General features: G+C 63.0%; 19 protein-coding genes and 1 other RNA gene. 14 read left to right on the forward strand and 6 right to left on the reverse strand.

The features are described from left to right. Positions 1 to 197 precede the first annotated feature (197 nt). The 5 genes from trxA to FW789_RS11995 all read left to right on the forward strand — a co-directional run bounded on the left by trxA (position 198) and on the right by FW789_RS11995 (position 5,599). Entirely contained in the window at positions 198 to 527 is a 330-nt protein-coding gene (trxA, locus tag FW789_RS11975) for a thioredoxin TrxA (RefSeq protein ID WP_101315253.1), read from the forward strand. A gap of 229 nt (positions 528 to 756) precedes the next feature. Beyond that, the gene (gene rho, locus FW789_RS11980; RefSeq protein WP_101315255.1) at positions 757 to 2,016 is read left to right on the forward strand and encodes a transcription termination factor Rho; all 1,260 of its coding nucleotides are present in this window, start codon (positions 757 to 759) and stop codon (positions 2,014 to 2,016) included. Between the two features lie 254 nt (positions 2,017 to 2,270). Then, entirely contained in the window at positions 2,271 to 3,737 is a 1,467-nt protein-coding gene (gene ubiD, locus FW789_RS11985) for a 4-hydroxy-3-polyprenylbenzoate decarboxylase (RefSeq protein WP_101315257.1), read from the forward strand. Next, complete coding sequence (locus tag FW789_RS11990) at positions 3,737 to 4,705, forward strand: CDP-6-deoxy-delta-3,4-glucoseen reductase (protein ID WP_103435599.1); 969 nt, start codon at positions 3,737 to 3,739, stop codon at positions 4,703 to 4,705. Before ubiD ends, FW789_RS11990 begins: the two co-directional genes overlap by 1 nt. 243 nt (positions 4,706 to 4,948) lie before the next feature. Further along, positions 4,949 to 5,599, forward strand: coding sequence for a gamma-glutamylcyclotransferase (locus tag FW789_RS11995; protein ID WP_103435600.1), 651 nt, complete (start codon positions 4,949 to 4,951; stop codon positions 5,597 to 5,599). Between the two features lie 18 nt (positions 5,600 to 5,617). On the opposite strand, the gene FW789_RS12000 is transcribed toward FW789_RS11995, so the two are convergent. Then, complete coding sequence (locus tag FW789_RS12000) at positions 5,618 to 6,595, reverse strand: NADPH:quinone oxidoreductase family protein (RefSeq protein ID WP_446431492.1); 978 nt, start codon at positions 6,593 to 6,595, stop codon at positions 5,618 to 5,620. Positions 6,596 to 6,753: 158 nt separating this feature from the next. Here FW789_RS12000 and FW789_RS12005 point away from each other — a divergent pair, with 158 nt between their 5' ends. Beyond that, a complete protein-coding gene (locus FW789_RS12005) occupies positions 6,754 to 7,158 on the forward strand; it encodes a flagellar basal body-associated protein FliL (protein ID WP_101315265.1) in 405 nt (134 codons plus the stop codon). Positions 7,159 to 7,202: 44 nt separating this feature from the next. On the opposite strand, the gene FW789_RS12010 is transcribed toward FW789_RS12005, so the two are convergent. Further along, positions 7,203 to 7,655, reverse strand: a complete 453-nt coding sequence (locus FW789_RS12010; RefSeq protein WP_207072871.1) for an EVE domain-containing protein — start codon at positions 7,653 to 7,655, stop codon at positions 7,203 to 7,205. A 173-nt stretch (positions 7,656 to 7,828) separates the two neighbouring features. Between FW789_RS12010 and FW789_RS12015 the strand changes: the two genes are divergently transcribed. Further along, the gene (locus FW789_RS12015; RefSeq protein WP_181003761.1) at positions 7,829 to 7,978 is read left to right on the forward strand and encodes a hypothetical protein; all 150 of its coding nucleotides are present in this window, start codon (positions 7,829 to 7,831) and stop codon (positions 7,976 to 7,978) included. A 13-nt stretch (positions 7,979 to 7,991) separates the two neighbouring features. On the opposite strand, the gene FW789_RS12020 is transcribed toward FW789_RS12015, so the two are convergent. From FW789_RS12020 to FW789_RS12035, 4 genes are all read right to left on the reverse strand, one after another. Continuing rightward, positions 7,992 to 8,600 carry a 5-formyltetrahydrofolate cyclo-ligase gene (locus FW789_RS12020; RefSeq protein ID WP_314876964.1) on the reverse strand — a complete coding sequence of 203 codons (609 nt, stop codon included), beginning with the start codon at positions 8,598 to 8,600 and terminating at the stop codon, positions 7,992 to 7,994. 80 nt (positions 8,601 to 8,680) lie between these two features. Then, a non-coding RNA gene (ssrS, locus tag FW789_RS12025) (6S RNA) lies at positions 8,681 to 8,860 on the reverse strand. Between the two features lie 17 nt (positions 8,861 to 8,877). Next, positions 8,878 to 9,195: a cell division protein ZapA gene (locus FW789_RS12030; RefSeq protein ID WP_101315271.1), complete on the reverse strand. Its 318-nt coding sequence runs from the start codon at positions 9,193 to 9,195 to the stop codon at positions 8,878 to 8,880. Further along, on the reverse strand, positions 9,192 to 9,401 hold the full coding sequence (locus FW789_RS12035) for a TIGR02449 family protein (protein ID WP_101315273.1): 210 nt from the start codon (positions 9,399 to 9,401) through the stop codon (positions 9,192 to 9,194). Before FW789_RS12035 ends, FW789_RS12030 begins: the two co-directional genes overlap by 4 nt. A gap of 153 nt (positions 9,402 to 9,554) precedes the next feature. Between FW789_RS12035 and FW789_RS12040 the strand changes: the two genes are divergently transcribed. From FW789_RS12040 to FW789_RS12070, 7 genes are all read left to right on the forward strand, one after another. Further along, the gene (locus tag FW789_RS12040; protein WP_186701649.1) at positions 9,555 to 10,109 is read left to right on the forward strand and encodes a UPF0149 family protein; all 555 of its coding nucleotides are present in this window, start codon (positions 9,555 to 9,557) and stop codon (positions 10,107 to 10,109) included. A 20-nt stretch (positions 10,110 to 10,129) separates the two neighbouring features. After that, positions 10,130 to 11,464, forward strand: a complete 1,335-nt coding sequence (pepP, locus tag FW789_RS12045; protein ID WP_186701650.1) for a Xaa-Pro aminopeptidase — start codon at positions 10,130 to 10,132, stop codon at positions 11,462 to 11,464. Beyond that, positions 11,461 to 12,660, forward strand: a complete 1,200-nt coding sequence (gene ubiH / locus FW789_RS12050; protein ID WP_411562348.1) for a 2-octaprenyl-6-methoxyphenyl hydroxylase — start codon at positions 11,461 to 11,463, stop codon at positions 12,658 to 12,660. The genes pepP and ubiH overlap by 4 nt, the downstream gene beginning before the upstream one ends. After that, positions 12,657 to 13,139 carry a DUF4442 domain-containing protein gene (locus tag FW789_RS12055; protein ID WP_103435608.1) on the forward strand — a complete coding sequence of 161 codons (483 nt, stop codon included), beginning with the start codon at positions 12,657 to 12,659 and terminating at the stop codon, positions 13,137 to 13,139. Before ubiH ends, FW789_RS12055 begins: the two co-directional genes overlap by 4 nt. A gap of 3 nt (positions 13,140 to 13,142) precedes the next feature. Further along, the gene (locus FW789_RS12060; protein ID WP_150573481.1) at positions 13,143 to 14,366 is read left to right on the forward strand and encodes a 2-octaprenyl-3-methyl-6-methoxy-1,4-benzoquinol hydroxylase; all 1,224 of its coding nucleotides are present in this window, start codon (positions 13,143 to 13,145) and stop codon (positions 14,364 to 14,366) included. 87 nt (positions 14,367 to 14,453) lie between these two features. Next, complete coding sequence (locus tag FW789_RS12065) at positions 14,454 to 15,455, forward strand: extracellular solute-binding protein (protein ID WP_411564024.1); 1,002 nt, start codon at positions 14,454 to 14,456, stop codon at positions 15,453 to 15,455. A gap of 100 nt (positions 15,456 to 15,555) precedes the next feature. Next, a complete protein-coding gene (locus tag FW789_RS12070; protein WP_446431493.1) occupies positions 15,556 to 17,178 on the forward strand; it encodes an ABC transporter permease in 1,623 nt (540 codons plus the stop codon). The last annotated feature ends 44 nt before the right edge of the window (positions 17,179 to 17,222 follow it).

Consider the following 17,222-nt stretch of genomic DNA (forward strand, 5'->3'; position numbering starts at 1 on the left):
CGCGGGCATACGCCAACGCGTGGCTGGGCAAGGTTTGATGCAAAGCAAGGTGCGCACGGATCGTATGACACCTGTGTGACAGTTTCGATGCGTGGCGTCTTGCTCCACTATAGTTACACTCAATCGTCCGCGACTTCCTGTAGCCAGCCGGTGCAGCTATGATGGGCCACGATTTTGCTTTCCACCTGGAGATATCCATGAGCAACGACCTGATCAAACATGTCACCGACGCCACCTTCGAGGCTGAAGTCCTGAAGGCAGAAGGCCCGGTGCTGGTCGACTACTGGGCTGAATGGTGCGGCCCATGCAAGATGATCGCTCCAGTCCTGGACGACATCGCCACTACCTACGAGGGTAAACTGACCGTCGCCAAGCTGAATATCGACGACAACCAGGAAACCCCGGCCAAGCACGGTGTGCGTGGCATCCCGACGCTGATGCTGTTCAAGAACGGCAACGTCGAGGCAACCAAGGTCGGCGCGCTGTCGAAATCACAACTGGCTGCGTTCATCGACGCCAACCTGTGATGTGAAAAGGCCCCGGTAAATCCGGGGCTTTTCTTTTTGCGAACACTAGACGCGCAAAAAAGCAAGTGTTACATTCGGCCTCGCACTGTTTCTTCAAGTGCCCCCTGCACGCCGTCGCCGAAGCATCCCAATTCGAATCAGTACGCGATCCTGTCGCCTTCTTGCGGCGCGGCTTCATTAAGCCAGAAGCTTAATTCTCCCTTCTTACATGATTACGTCCACTCCCCTTATGAACCTGACTGAACTCAAGCAAAAGCCGATTACTGATCTGCTAGAAATGGCCGAACAGATGGGCATTGAAAACATGGCCCGTTCGCGCAAGCAGGACGTGATTTTCGCCCTGTTGAAAAAACACGCTAAGAGCGGCGAAGAGATCTCGGGTGACGGCGTGCTGGAGATTCTCCAGGATGGTTTCGGTTTCCTGCGGTCGGCTGATGCGTCCTACCTGGCCGGCCCTGACGATATCTACGTCTCGCCCAGCCAGATCCGTCGCTTCAACCTGCGTACCGGTGACACCATCGTTGGCAAGATTCGTCCGCCAAAGGAAGGGGAGCGTTACTTCGCGCTGCTCAAGGTCGACACGATCAACTACGACCGTCCAGAAAACGCGAAGAACAAGATCCTCTTCGAGAACCTGACGCCGTTGTTCCCCAACAAGCGCCTGAAGATGGAAGCCGGCAACGGTTCCACCGAGGACTTGACCGGGCGTGTGATCGACCTGTGCGCGCCGATCGGCAAGGGCCAGCGTGGCCTGATCGTCGCTCCGCCAAAAGCGGGCAAGACGATCATGCTGCAGAACATCGCTGCCAACATCACCCGTAACAATCCCGAGTGCCACCTGATCGTTCTGCTGATCGACGAGCGCCCGGAAGAAGTTACCGAGATGCAGCGCACCGTGCGCGGCGAAGTAGTTGCTTCGACCTTCGACGAGCCGCCAACCCGCCACGTGCAGGTTGCCGAAATGGTCATCGAGAAGGCCAAGCGCCTGGTGGAGCACAAGAAAGACGTGGTCATCCTGCTCGACTCGATCACCCGTCTGGCCCGTGCCTACAACACCGTCATCCCGAGCTCCGGCAAGGTCCTGACCGGTGGTGTCGATGCCCATGCGCTCGAGAAGCCAAAGCGCTTCTTCGGTGCTGCGCGTAACATCGAAGAAGGCGGCTCGCTGACCATCATCGCCACCGCGCTGGTTGAAACCGGCTCGAAGATGGATGAAGTGATCTACGAAGAGTTCAAAGGTACCGGTAACATGGAACTGCCTTTGGACCGTCGTATCGCCGAGAAACGTGTGTTCCCGGCCATCAACATCAACAAGTCGGGCACGCGTCGTGAAGAGCTGCTGACTGCTGATGACGAGCTGCAGCGCATGTGGATCCTGCGCAAGCTGCTGCACCCGATGGACGAGATCGCCGCTATCGAGTTCTTGATCGACAAGCTCAAGCAGACCAAGACCAACGACGAGTTCTTCCTGTCGATGAAGCGCAAGTAAGCTCTGCTTGGTAACAGCAAAAGCCGGGGAAACCCGGCTTTTTGCTGTCTGCTTCAGAGGCTCCGGCGCGCCTTGTGTAGGAGCGGCCTTGTGCCGCGAAAGGGCTGCATAGCGGCCCCACGATCTCGACAGCGCCGCAGAATTGCCGGGCCCGCTACGCGTGCCTTTCGCGACACAAGGCAGCTCCTACACTCCAACCCGCTAAGGCGCTACACTCTGCACCCCGACCGATACGGCCAACACGAGGCTTACGCATGCAGTATCGCGATTTGCGCGACTTTATCCGTGGCCTGGAGCAGCGCGGCGAACTCAAGCGCATCCAGGTTCCGATTTCACCCGTCCTGGAAATGACCGAAGTCTGCGATCGCACCTTGCGTGCCAAGGGGCCGGCGTTGCTGTTCGAAAAACCTGTCGGTTTCGACATCCCGGTGCTGGGCAACCTGTTCGGCACACCGGAGCGGGTCGCCATGGGCATGGGCGCCGAGTCGGTTGCAGAGCTGCGCGAGATCGGCAAGCTGCTGGCCTTCCTCAAGGAACCCGAGCCGCCCAAGGGTCTCAAGGATGCCTGGTCGAAGCTGCCGATCTTCAAGAAAGTCGTGTCGATGGCGCCCAAGGTGGTCAAGGACGCGGTGTGCCATGAGGTGGTGATCGAGGGCGACGACGTCGACCTCAGTCAGCTGCCGATTCAGCATTGCTGGCCGGGCGACGTCGCGCCGCTGATCACCTGGGGCCTGACCGTCACCCGCGGGCCGAACAAAGAGCGGCAGAACCTGGGCATCTATCGCCAGCAGGTGATCGGCCGCAACAAAGTCATCATGCGCTGGTTGAGCCATCGAGGCGGCGCGCTGGACTATCGCGAGTGGTGCGAGAAACACCCGGGCCAGCCGTTCCCGGTGGCGGTGGCGCTCGGCGCCGACCCGGCGACCATCCTTGGCGCGGTCACGCCGGTGCCGGATACCTTGTCCGAGTACGCCTTTGCCGGCCTGCTACGCGGTAACCGTACCGAGCTGGTCAAGTGCCGCGGCAGCGACCTGCAGGTGCCGGCCACGGCGGAAATCATCCTTGAAGGGGTTATCCACCCTGGCGAGATGGCCCCGGAAGGCCCGTATGGCGATCACACCGGCTACTACAACGAAGTCGACAGCTTCCCGGTGTTCACCATCGAGCGCATTACCCATCGGCGTAATCCGATCTATCACAGTACCTATACCGGCCGGCCACCGGATGAGCCGGCGATTCTGGGTGTGGCCCTGAACGAAGTGTTCGTGCCGATCCTGCAGAAGCAGTTCCCGGAGATCACCGACTTCTACCTGCCGCCGGAAGGCTGCTCGTACCGTATGGCGGTGGTGACCATCAAGAAGCAGTACCCAGGCCATGCCAAGCGGGTAATGCTCGGTGTGTGGTCGTTCCTGCGACAGTTCATGTACACCAAGTTCGTTATTGTCACCGACGACGATATCAACGCCCGCGACTGGAACGACGTGATCTGGGCCGTCACCACGCGCATGGACCCCAAGCGTGATACGGTGATGATCGACAACACGCCGATCGACTACCTGGATTTTGCCTCACCGGTGTCGGGGCTTGGCTCGAAGATGGGCCTGGACGCCACACACAAGTGGCCGGGCGAGACAACACGCGAATGGGGCCGGGTCATCGTCAAGGATGATGCCGTTACCCGCCGTATCGATGAGCTGTGGGATCAGTTGGGAATAGATTGATGCAGGTAACGTTGCAGCCCTCCGGGGCGGTACTGGCGCTGGAGCCCGGTGAAAGGATTCTTGATGGGGCGCGGCGCCTTGGCTATGACTGCCCGAGCAGCTGTCGCAATGGCAACTGCCATGTCTGCGCGGCACTGCTGGTCGAAGGCCGCGTGCGCCAGGATGGTGAAGTACGCGATCACGGCGAGCTGTTCACCTGCATTGCCGAGCCGCTGGAAGACTGCGTGCTGCTCTGGGACGGCGTTCTGGCCCTGGGCGAGCTGCCGCTACGCACGCTGGCCTGCACGGTCAGCGAGTGTGTCGAGGTGGGTGGTGATGTCTGGCGCGTGCGCCTGCGTGCCCCCGCCGGCAAGCCGCTGCGCTACCACGCCGGCCAATATCTGATGATCGAGCGCGATGGCGCCGACAAGGCTGCCTTCTCGCTGGCCTCGGCACCGCATGCCGGGCGGGATCTGGAGCTGCACGTACTGGCTCGTGAGCCCAGCTCGGTAGCCTTGATCGAGCAATTGCAGCGCGACGGCCTGGCGCGTATTCAGATGCCGTTTGGCGACACCCACCTGGCCGAGCTGCCGGATGGGCCGCTGGTGTTGATCGCCGCCGGCACCGGCATGGGCCAGATGCACAGCCTGATCGAGCACTGCCGGGCCAACGGCTTCAAGCACCCGGTGCACCTGTACTGGGGCGTGCGTCGCCCAGAAGACTTCTACGCGATCGAGCACTGGGACGAGTGGCAGCGTTTGCCGAATTTGTTCCTGCACAAGGTAGTCAGCGACCTGTGCGGTTGGGAAGGGCGCTGCGGCATGCTCCACGAAGCGGTCTGTGAAGACATCGCCGACCTCAACGACGTGCATGTATATGCCAGTGGCTCGCCAAACATGGTCTATGCCACGTTGGATGCTCTGGTCGAAGCCGGAATGGACGCCCATCGTATGCGCGCTGATGTATTTGCCTACGCCCCGCGTGGCTGATCGCTAATAACCAAAGTTGCTCGAGTTGATTATAAGGCGGTAATTGTTACCGCCTTTGCCACTAACTTTATCTATACTCCAAACAGCACTGCCCAGTCGGCTGCAGTGCCCATGTTGTGGGGGCTGCTGCCTGCGCCAGGGCTTGTACAACAGTGCCTTTCTGCCGTACGGTAAGTCCAGCGCAGCGCCAGTGAGTTACAGTGGCGCTCATTGCAAGTTCTCGGGGAATAATGGCGGCAGCTTATGTCGGCAATTGAAAGTCTATCCTGGAAAGTGTCCTACCCGCCGTCGCTGGACTTCGGTCAGCAACTCACGCGCGAGCAACTGTCGGTGTCGATGCAGTCGACCATGTCGCGTCACCGTGGCGGGCCGGTCTGGTTGTTTGCCTATGGTTCGCTGATCTGGCGGCCGGAGTGCAACTCGGTCGAACGCCAACGCGCGCGGGTACATGGTTATCACCGCGGCCTGTACCTGTGGTCGCACGAACATCGTGGCACGCCCGAGTGCCCCGGGCTGGTGTTTGGCCTGGATCGCGGCGGCTCGTGCAGCGGCTTTGCCTACCGGCTGGACGACAGCAACCTGGATGATTCGCTGATGGCCCTATGGCAACGGGAGATGCCATACCCGGCCTATCGCCCGCACTGGCTGACCTGCCGGCTCGACAATGGCAGCAAGGTGCAGGCGTTGGGCTTTGTGCTGGAGCGGCACTTGCCGTGTTACGCCGGCTACCTGCCGGATGGGCTGCTCAGCCAGATCCTGGCCAGCGCCAGCGGGCGCTTCGGCACCACCCGCGATTATGTCGAGCAGACCTTGAATGCGCTGCGCAGCCATCAGATGCCAGACCGCAATCTGGAAGCACGCTTTCGCCGCTGCCATAACCTGCGCGAGGTTTGAGCCCCGCGCAGGCCTCGTTCAGCGGGTCTGCACCACCAGCTTGCCCACCGCCTTGCGCTGCGCCAGTTGCTCGATGGCGCTGCCGGCTTCGGCCAGTGGATAGGTTTTCGACACCAGTGGTTTGATCTTGCCCTCGGCGTGCCAGGCGAACAGTTGACGGAAGTTTGCGGCGTTGTCCTGTGGCTGACGCTGGGCAAATGCACCCCAGAACACTCCCACTACCGCCGCGCCCTTGAGCAGCGCCAGATTTACCGGCAACTGCGGGATCACGCCGCTGGCAAAGCCCACCACCAGCAGCCGGCCGTTCCAGGCCAGGCCGCGCACCGCCTGGTTGAACAGCTCGCCGCCGACCGGGTCGTAGATCACGTCGACGCCCTGGCCGCCGGTCAGGCGCTTGATTTCATCCTTGAGCGAGCTTGTGCTGTAGTCGATCAGCTCATCTGCACCGGCAGCCTTGGCTACCGCCAGCTTGTCGGCGCTGCTGGCTGCGGCGATCACCTTGGCACCCATGGCTTTGCCGATCTCCACGGCGGCCAGGCCGACGCCACCGGAAGCGCCCAGCACCAAGAGGGTTTCTCCAGACTGCAGGTTGGCCCGCTGGCGCAGTGCATGCAGCGAAGTGCCGTAGGTCATGCCCAGCGCGGCGGCGGTGGTGAAGTCCATGCTGTCGGGGATTGGCAGCACGTTGTAGCAGGGCACTGCGACCTGCTCGGCAAACGCGCCCCAGCCGGTCAGCGCCATGACCCGCTGGCCCACCTCGAACGCACCGGCCTTGGCGCCCACTGCCGCAACCACCCCGGCCGCTTCGCCACCCGGCGAGAACGGCAGCGGTGGCTGGAACTGATATTTGCCTTCGATGATCAACGTGTCAGGGAAGTTGACCCCGGCGGCGTGCACGTCGAGCAGGACCTCATTGATCTTCGGCTGGGGGCTGGCGACGTCTGCAAGCACAAGGTCGCACGCCGGGCCCAGGGTTTTGCACAACACGGCTTTCATCGGGGCTATTCCTTTGCAGGTGATGGCCGATAAGTGTAGGAGGACTGCTTGCCCGGTCAACGAGCATGCTCGGCCCTGATGGCCCGGCATAAGCTCGGGCTTGGGTTTGCGCGACGTGCTGGGTAAGCTGGCGCCAACTGTATGTGAGGAGCGAATTCGTGAAAGCGTGGATCTTGATGGTTATGGCGCTGATGCTGCCAATGGCGGCGATGGCCGAGGAAGCCGCAGAAGGCGCGCCGAAGGTTGCCTATATCAGCCTGAGCCCGCCTTTTGTCGGCAATTACGCACTGGATGGCAACAGCAAGCTGCGCGTGTACAAGGCTGACGTGGCCCTGCGCGTGACCGGCGATGCCGCTGCGGCGGCGGTCAAGCACCACGAGCCGCTGATTCGTAATCAGCTGGTGGCGCTGTTCACCCAGCAGACCGTGGACAGCATGAGTAACGTCGAGGCCAAGGAGCGCCTGCGTCAGGAAGCGTTGAAGCAGGTACAGCAGGTGATGGAGAACGAGGAAGGCAAGCCGATCGTCGAGGACCTGCTGTTCAACAACCTGATTGTGCAGTGATGCTGAGGCTGTGAAGCCAACTGGGGGCCGCAGAGCGGCCCGCTCTATTTTGCCAAGGCTAGAATGGCAGCCCACTGCTCCGGAGTCACCGGCATTACCGACAGCCGTGTACCTTTTTGCACCAGCGGCATCTCCTCTAGGGCTGCCTGCTGCTTGAGCAAGCCCAGCCCGAGCAAAGGCTTGAAGGTGCGCACATGGGCGACATCGACGGCGCTCCAGGGGTTCTTGTCGGCGCTGGCCTTGGCATCGTGGTAGTGACTCTGCGGGTCAAGTGCCGTAGGGTCGGGGTACGCCGCTGCAACAATTTTGGCGATACCGGCAATGCCAGGCTGCGGGCAGCTTGAGTGATAGAAGAAAAACTCGTCGCCAACCGCCATGGCTCTGAGGAAATTGCGCGCCTGGTAGTTGCGCACCCCGTCCCAGCGCGCTTCGCCGAGGCGTTTGAGGTCATCGATGGACAATTCGTCCGGCTCGGATTTCATCAGCCAATAGGCCATGGACGCTGCTCCTGACAAAGTCTGAAATAACTAGTTGCATGAAACCGACAGCCGGTTGACGTCAACGTTTGCGTGTCGGCTCCGGTTGGCGGAAAATGCGCCGATTTTAAGCACTATGCTCAGTCAGCACTGAAAAAGCTGGCAAGCCCGAATCAGTTGCCAGGGGGCAATCAATGAACAAACGCAAACCGGACCTGCTGTGGATCCTGGCCTTTCTCTTCGGTCTTGGGGTCGTTACCACCGGTTATGCGCAGAGTTTGCTGGAGCGAAAGATGGACGTCGCCTACCAGACCCCCGTCGAGCAAGCGCCACAGCAGCGCTGAAGTCATTGCGCGCTCAAGTGCGCGCCAGGTACCAGTGGCGGTCCGAGACCGTGCCTTGCAGCGGGACATCCCAACTAGCCTGTGCCAGGCGCTCGACCTTCTGGCATTCATGCGCCAGGCCCAGCAGCAGCGGTTTCTTCCAGGTCTTGCGCCGGCTCTGATAAGCCAGGCTGCGGTCATAGAACCCGCCCCCCATGCCCAAGCGGCCACCCACTTCGTCAAACCCGACCAACGGCAGCAGGATCAAGTCCAGCGCCCAGATTGGCCGTTGCCGCTTGCGCTCGATTACCGGCTCCGGGATGCGAAAGCGATTGCGCTTGAGCACCTCACCCTGGTCGTAACGCTGAAACACCATGCGTGTGGCCGGCCAGGCGTGCAGCACCGGCAGGTAGATCCGCTTGCCGCGCCGATGACCCTCGCGCAGCAGCAGACGCGGGTCGATCTCACCGTCATTGGGCAGGTACAGGGCAATGTGGCGGGCGCGGCGGAATAACGGATGCTGGGCCAGCTGACGGTACAGGCCGCGAGACGCCTGACGCTGTTGTGCAGGCGTAAGGGCGCGGCGTGCGTTACGCAGCTGGCGACGAAGTTGCGGGCGGGTGAGGGGCGCGGTGTCGGTCATGGCACAGAGGTCCCGGAGGTGTCGGCCGCCGTGGCGGCCAGACCAGTTGCCCGCCAGAGCAGGCGAGCAAAGCAGAATTCAGGCTCCCCGATAAGACCGCTATCGGCGTAGCCCTTGAACCCGAAAGTTCAAGGTGGAGATTGCAGGGGGCGTTAAGGCTTTCCGTCGGGCGGACATGCACACCGGCCCCAGCGTGCAACCCCCGTGGTTGTGCGTATCGGCTCAGGGACATAACCGACTGGCGCATCTCCCAGGGAGTGACGCCAGTATACCGATCTCAGCCGTTTTTGGTACCCGTGTCGTCGGCCAATGCGCTGTCGACGCGCTCGAGCAGGTCACGCACCTGCTCGCGGGTAGTACCGCCGCTGGCCACTTCAGGGGTTTCCTGGCGGTGGAGCATTTCGTGGGTAATGTTCAAGGCCGCCATCACCGCAATGCGATCGGCGCCGATGACTTTGCCGCTGCTGCGGATCTCGCGCATCTTGCCATCCAGATAGCGCGCGGCGCTGACCAGGTTGCTGCGCTCTTCGGGCGGGCAGATGATCGAGTAGTCTTTGTCGAGGATCTGTACGGTGACGCTATTGCTTGAACTCATGAGTCTTGCTCCAGGGCCTTGAGCCGCAAGATCATGGATTCGACCTTACGCCTTGCGATCTCATTTTTTTCAATGAGGTGGGCGCGCTCTTCGCGCCAGGAAGTTTCCTGCGCTAATAGGAGTGCATTTTGCCGTTTAAGTTGCTCGACGCGCTCGATCAGCAGCTCGAAACGGCTCATCAGCGCTTGCAGGTCGTTGTCTTGCATGGGGGGCACTCGTTTCGCTCCATCGTTTACGGCCTGGCCATGATGCCGGTGCCGGGCCTTGGGCGGCCAGTGCCGATGGTCTTGGCGCGCCTGCCGGTGCTAGGATACAAGGTCTTCATTCTAGACATTGCGCCGTCTGGCGCCTAGCAGCCCATGCCTAATACTCAATCGCCGTATACCGCTTTCGCCACACTGCTCTCGAGCAATGGCCACCCTGTCTCCCCCGCCGAGCTGCACGGCCTGTTGATTGGCCGCAGCTGCGCCGGCGCAGGCTTCGATGCCGAGGCCTGGCTGGCCGACGCCGCCAACGCCCTCGAGGTCGAACCGAACGACTCTGTGCGCAACGCCCTGATCGGCCTGCAGGAGATGGTCAAGGCCGAACTTACCGGCGATGACGTCGCTCTGGTGCTGTTGCTGCCGGGTGATGAACAACCGCTGACCGAACGTGCCGCCGCCCTTGGCGAGTGGTGCCAGGGCTTCATCGCCGGTTTTGGCTTGAACGCCGGTGGCAAGGACCTGTCCACCGAAGCCAAGGAAGTGCTGCAGGACCTGGTGGCGATTTCGCAGGTGCAAGACGCCCTGGAAGAATCCGAAGACGGCGAGAGCGACTACATGGAGGTCACCGAGTACCTGCGCGTCGCGCCGCTGCTGCTGTTCACCGAGCTGGCCGCGCCAGTTGCGCCTGCCCCCAAGCCATCGCTGCACTGATCAATCGGGGTCGTCCGCCCATGAGCCACATACCCAAGGCCGAGTATGCCCGTCGGCGCAAGGCGCTGATGGCGCAGATGGTCCCCAACAGCATCGCCATCCTGCCCGCCGCTGCGGTTGCCATTCGCAATCGTGATGTCGAGCACGTGTACCGTCAGGACAGCGACTTCCAGTACCTCAGCGGCTTTCCCGAGCCTGAGGCAGTCATTGTTCTGATCCCCGGTCGCGAGCATGGCGAATACGTGCTGTTTTGCCGTGAACGCAACCCGGAGCGCGAGCTGTGGGACGGCCTGCGTGCTGGTCAGGAAGGTGCCCTGCGCGAGTATGGCGCGGACGATGCATTTCCGATTACCGACATCGACGAGATCCTGCCGGGCCTGATCGAAGGCCGCGAGCGGGTGTATACGGCGATGGGCAGCAACCCTGAGTTCGACCGGCGCTTGATGGACTGGATCAACCTGATTCGCTCCAAGGCCCGCCTCGGTGCGCAGCCGCCCAACGAGTTCGTTGCGCTGGATCATCTGCTGCACGACATGCGCCTGTATAAATCGGCAGCGGAAGTGAAGGTCATGCGCGCCGCTGCGGCGATTTCTGCACGGGCCCATGTGCGGGCGATGCAGGCCTGCCGGGCGGGGCTTTACGAATACAGCCTGGAGGCCGAGCTCGATTACGAGTTTCGCAAGGGCGGGGCGAAGATGCCGGCCTATGGCTCGATCGTCGCTGCTGGGCGTAATGGCTGCATCCTGCACTATCAGCAGAACGACGCCGTGCTCAAGGACGGCGACCTGGTGCTGATCGATGCCGGCTGTGAAATCGACTGCTATGCCAGCGATATCACCCGCACGTTCCCGGTCAGCGGGCGTTTTTCTGCTGAGCAGAAAGCCATCTACGAGCTGGTGCTCGAAGCCCAGGCTGCGGCCTTTGCCGAGATCGCCCCAGGCAAGCACTGGAACCACGCCCATGAGGCGACGGTGCGGGTGATTACCGCAGGGCTGGTGCGGCTGGGCTTGCTCAAGGGCGAAGTGCAGGCGCTGATCGACAGCGAGGCCTACCGCGCGTTCTACATGCACCGCGCCGGGCACTGGCTGGGCATGGATGTGCACGATGTCGGCGAGTACAAGGTCGGCGGCCAGTGGCGGGTGCTCGAAGTGGGCATGGCGCTGACCGTCGAACCCGGCATTTACATCGGCGCCGACAATCAGGCCGTGGCCAGGAAGTGGCGCGGTATCGGCATCAGGATCGAGGACGACGTGGTGGTTACCAGGCAGGGCTGTGAAATTCTTACCTCCGGCGTGCCGCGGACGGTTGCCGAGATCGAGGCGCTGATGGCCGCTGCCCGCGAGCAGGCGGCATGAGCCGGGTCAACCTGGCAATCATCGGCGGCGGCCTGGTCGGCGCCAGCCTGGCGCTGGCGCTGCAGGCTGGGGCCAAGGCGCGTGGCTGGAAAATCCTGCTGATCGAGCCGTTCGCTCCTGGCGATGCGTTTCAGCCAAGCTACGATGCGCGCTCGTCGGCGTTGTCGTTTGGCACCCGGCAGATCTACCAGCAGTTGGGCCTGTGGCCGGCCATCAGCCAGCGCGCCGAGCCGATTCTGCAGATTCACGTGTCCGACCGCGGTCGCTTTGGCGCCACCCGCCTGGACGCCAGCGAAGAAGGCGTGCCGGCGCTGGGCTATGTGGTGGAAAACGCCTGGCTTGGCCAGTGCCTGTGGCAGGGCCTGGACCCGGAAGTGGTGAGCTGGCGATGCCCGGCCGAGGTCAAGGCGATGCAGCCGATCGAAGGCGGTTACCGCTTGCAGCTGGATGACGACACCAGCCTTGAGTGTGACCTGGCTGTGCTGGCTGATGGTGGTCGCTCGGGCTTGCGCGAGCAGCTGGGCATCCATGTGCAGCGCCGGCCTTATCAGCAGAGTGCCTTGATCGCCAATATCACCCCCGGTGAGGCCCACGGCGGTCAGGCCTTCGAGCGCTTTACCGAACAGGGGCCTATGGCTTTGCTGCCATTGCCGGACAACCGCTGCGCGCTGGTCTGGACCCGCCAGGGGATGGACGCCAAGCGCCTGGCCGAGATCGACGAGCGCAACTTCCTCGCCGAGCTGCAGCAGATCTTTGGCTACCGCCTCGGCGCACTGCGCCAGGTTGGCGCGCGGCATCTGTATCCGCTGGCGCTGGTGGCTGCCAGCGAGCAGGTGCGCCCGCATCTGGTGGTTCTCGGCAATGCCGCGCACAGCCTGCACCCGATTGCCGGGCAGGGCTTCAACCTGTCGCTACGCGATGTGCAGGCGCTGGCTGAAGGCTTGCTGGCCGGCCCGCAGCACCCCGGCGACCTGGCGACCCTGCAGACCTATCAGCAGCGGCAGCAACTCGACCAGAGCCTGACCATCGGCTTCTCCGATCAGGTCACGCGGATGTTCGGCAGCAGCCAGCCGTTGCTGGCCACCGGACGCAACCTGGGTTTGCTTGGCCTTGATCTGTTGCCACCGGCCAAGCGCTGGTTCGCCCGCCAGGCGATGGGCCTGGGCACCCGCAGCGATCTGCGGGGTCGCCTGTGAGCGATTCGCGTCGGCTGGCGCGCAAGGCCCGCATGCTGCGCTGGTTGCTGAATATCTACCCGCCGTACCTGGGTGCTGGTATTCGGGTGCAGCAGATCAGCCCCGACATGAGCCACATCAAAGTGCGCATGAAGCTCACCCGCTGGAACCGCAACTACGTCGGCACCCAGTTCGGCGGCAGCCTGTATTCGATGGTCGACCCGTTCTACATGCTGTTGCTGATCGAGCGTCTGGGCAGCGAGTACATTGTCTGGGACAAGGCCGCCAGCATCGACTTCATCTCACCGGGCAAAGGCCCGGTGTATGCCGAGTTCAACGTCGATGACGCGCTGCTGGCCGAGATTCGCCAGCAGACCGCCAGCGGCAAGAAGTACCTGCCGCGGCTGCAGGTCGACATCCGCGACGGCGCCGGTGAACTGGTGGCGCGGGTCGATAAAACTCTTTATGTACGGCTCAAGCCGCAAGTGAGGCAGGCGTAAGGCATGGAAACGCGCGCAGATGTACTGATTGTCGGTGCCGGTATGGTCGGCAGCGCCCTGGCCCTGGCATTGCGCCACAGCGGCTTGCAAGTTGTCCTGCTCGACGGCGGCCCGTTGTCGGTCAAGCCGTTTGACCAGCAAGCCGCGTTCGAGCCGCGGGTCAGTGCCTTGTCGGCAGCCAGCCAGCGCATCCTCGAGCGCCTCGGCGCCTGGGATGGCATTGTCGCCCGGCGCCTGTCGCCGTACACCGACATGCATGTGTGGGATGGCAGCGGCACCGGCCAGATCCACTTCTCGGCGGCCAGTGTGCACGCCGACCTGCTGGGCCACATCGTTGAAAACCGGGTAGTCCAGGACGGCCTGCTGGAGCGTTTGCTCGACAGCGACATCGGCCTGCTGGCCAATGCCCGCCTGGAGCAGATGCGCCGCTCCGGTGATGAGTGGCTGCTGACCCTGGCCGATGGCCGTCGCCTGCGCGCGCCACTGGTCATCGCTGCCGATGGCGCCAACTCGGCGGTGCGCCACCTGACCGGCTGCGAGACCCGCGAGTGGGATTACCTGCACCAGGCCATCGTCACCAGCGTGCGCTGCAGCGAGGCGCACCAGGCCACCGCCTGGCAGCGCTTCACCGACGAGGGGCCGCTGGCGTTTCTGCCGCTGGCGCGTGATGGCGGCCAGCAGTGGTGCTCAATCGTCTGGTCCACTACCCCAGAGCAGGCCGAGCAACTGATGAGGCATGATGATGCCGCCTTCGCCGAGGCGCTGCAGCGCGCCTTTGAGGGGCGTCTGGGTCAGGTCCTTGAGGTTGACCCTCGGGTCTGCGTGCCGCTGCGCCAGCGCCACGCCAAGCGCTATGTAGCTGAAGGTCTGGCATTGATCGGCGATGCCGCCCACGTGATTCACCCGCTGGCCGGGCAAGGCGTCAACCTGGGCTTTCTTGATGCCGCCGTATTGGCCGAAGAGCTGGTGCGGGCCTGCGAGCGCGGCGAGCGGTTGGCGGATGTGAAGGTGCTGAGCCGCTACGAGCGCCGGCGCATGCCGCACAACCTGGCGCTGATGGCGGCCATGGAGGGCTTCGAGCGGCTGTTCCAGGCCAATCCGTTGCCGCTGCGCTGGCTGCGCAACAGCGGTTTGAAGCTGGTCGAGCAACTGCCTGAGGCCAAGGCGCTGTTCGTGCGGCAGGCGCTGGGCTTGTCTGGCGATCTGCCGGAATTGGCCCGGCCCTGACTGCAACATCTGGTAACTGCTCAGCGGGTGAGCTGCTTAATGGTATTCACTACCATTCGCAGCTCAATCACCCGCGAGGAATACCCGATGTTGCCACGCAAGCACCTACTGGCCGCCCTGGCCCTGACCCTGTTCGGCGGCACTGTGCAGGCGGCGGACGAAGTGGTGGTGTACTCCTCGCGCATCGATGAGCTGATCAAGCCGGTGTTCGACGCCTACACGGCCAAGACCGGGGTCAAGATCAAGTTCATCACCGACAAGGAAGCGCCGCTGATGCAGCGCATCAAGGCCGAGGGCCAGAACGGCGTGGCTGACCTGCTGCTGACCGTGGATGCCGGCAACCTCTGGCAGGCCGAGCAGATGGGCATTTTGCAGCCGATCACTTCGGACATCATCGACGCCAACATCCCCCCTCAATACCGCGCCAAGTCCCATGACTGGACCGGTCTGAGCCTGCGTGCGCGGACCATCGTCTACGCCACCGAGCGGGTCAAACCGAGCGAGCTGAGCACCTACGAGGCGCTGGCAGACAAGCAGTGGGAAGGGCGCCTGTGCCTGCGCACTGCGAAAAAGGTCTACAACCAGTCGCTGACCGCGACCATGATCGAGACTCACGGCGAGGCCAAGACCGAGCAGATCATCAAGGGCTGGGTCGGCAACTTGTCCACTGACGTGTTCTCCGATGACACCGCTGTGCTACAGGCCATCGAAGCCGGCCAGTGCGATGTGGGCGTGGTCAACACCTACTACTACGGCCGCCTGCACAAGCAGCAGCCCGATCTGCCGATCAAGCTGTTCTGGCCGAATCAGGGTGACCGTGGCGTGCACATCAACCTCTCGGGCATCGGCCTGACCAAGCATGCGCCGCACCCGGAAGCGGCGAAAAAACTGGTGGAGTGGATGACCGGCGAAGAAGCGCAAAAGCTGTTTGCCGACATCAACCAGGAGTTCCCGGCCAACCCGCAGGTCAAGCCATCGGCTGAAGTGGCCGCCTGGGGCACGTTCAAGGCCGACAGCCTGCCAGTGGAAGTGGCCGGCAAGCGCCAGGCAGAGGCGATTCGCCTGATGGATCGGGCTGGCTGGAACTAAGCGCCAGGCTTTATGCTTGAAGGGCCCTTCGGGGCCTTTTTTGCGGGCTTGACCCGTGCCCCACCGCGCTGCGGCCGCACCTGGTTACGAGACTCTAGATTTGTCCCACGCTCCCCAACGCCGCTGGTATCTGCCGGTCGGCCTGATCGCCGCTCTGGTACTGCTGCCGCTGAGTGTTCTACTGCTGTCGTGGCAGTCGATCGATATGCAGATCTGGTCGCACCTGCTCGACACCCAAATGAGCCGTCTGCTGGGCAATACCCTGACCCTGGTGCTTGGCGTGGGCATCGGCGTTACCGTGCTTGGGGTGAGCCTTGCCTGGCTCACCAGCCTCTGCGAGTTCCCCGGGCGGCGCTGGCTCGACTGGGCCTTGATGCTGCCGTTCGCCATTCCGGCCTATGTGCTGGCGTTCGTATTCGTTGGCCTGCTGGATTTCGCCGGGCCAGTGCAGAGCGCCCTGCGTGAAATATTTGGGCCGATGCGCCTGCCCCGGGTACGGTCTACCGGCGGGGTAATCACCGTGCTGGTGCTGGTGTTCTACCCCTACGTGTATCTGCTCGCACGCAGCGCGTTCATGGCTCAAGGCAAAGGCCTGATGGAGGCTGCGCGGGTCCTGGGCCTTTCGCCGGTGCAGGCGTTCTGGCGGGTTGCGTTGCCGATGGCGCGGCCCGCCATCGGCGCCGGCATCGCCCTGGCGCTGATGGAAACCCTGGCGGATTTCGGCGCCGTAGCGGTGTTCAACTTCGACACCTTCACCACCGCCATCTACAAGACCTGGTACGGCTTCTTCAGCCTGTCCAGCGCGGCCCAGCTGGCCAGTTTGCTGCTGTTGGTGGTGATGCTGGTGCTGTATGGCGAACGCCGCGCTCGCGGCGCCAGCCGCAGCGGTAACGAGCGGCCACGGGTGCAGGCGTTGTATTACCTGCGCGGGCTCAAGGGGTGGGCGGCCAGCGGCTGGTGTCTGCTGGTGTTCGCCTGCGCCTTCGTCATCCCGCTGCTGCAACTGCTGGTGTGGTTCTGGCAGCGTGGCCGGCACGACCTCGATGAGCGCTATGTCGGCCTGGTCATGCACACCCTGTACCTTGGCGCGATGGCGGCACTGATCACGGTCAGCGCGGCGCTACTGCTGGCGTTTGCCCGCCGCCAGGCACCGACCGGGGCTATCCGCGCTGGTGTTGGCCTGGCCAATCTGGGTTACGCCTTGCCCGGCTCGGTGCTGGCGGTGTCGATCATGCTGGCGTTCAGTTACCTCGACAATCAACTGGTGGTGCCGCTGTCGCAATGGCTGGGCGGTGCCGGCCGGTCGTTGCTGCTGGGCAGCCTGGCGGCATTGTTGCTGGCCTATCTGGTGCGCTTTATCGCGGTCGCCTATGGCCCGTTGGAAAGCAGCCTCGAGCGGATTCGACCGTCACTGCCGGAAGCCTCGCGCAGCCTAGGCGTCGGCGGGCCGAGATTGTTTTTCAAGGTATATCTGCCGTTGCTGCTACCGGGCGCTCTGAGCGCTGCCTTGCTGGTGTTCGTCGATGTGCTCAAGGAGATGCCGGCAACCTTGCTGATGCGTCCGTTCGGCTGGGATACCCTTGCCGTACGGGTGTTCGAGATGACCAGCGAGGGCGAGTGGGCACGCGCTTCGCTGCCCGCGCTGACGCTGGTGCTGGTCGGCCTGTTGCCGGTCATCGGCCTGATACGCCGTTCGGCCCGTCGCCCGGGTCAGACTCACTGAGGATGCCAGCCCGCGCCCTTGCCGCTACAATGCGCGCCATTCGC

The sequence above is a fragment of the Pseudomonas sp. 1121_17 genome (assembly GCF_052850745.1).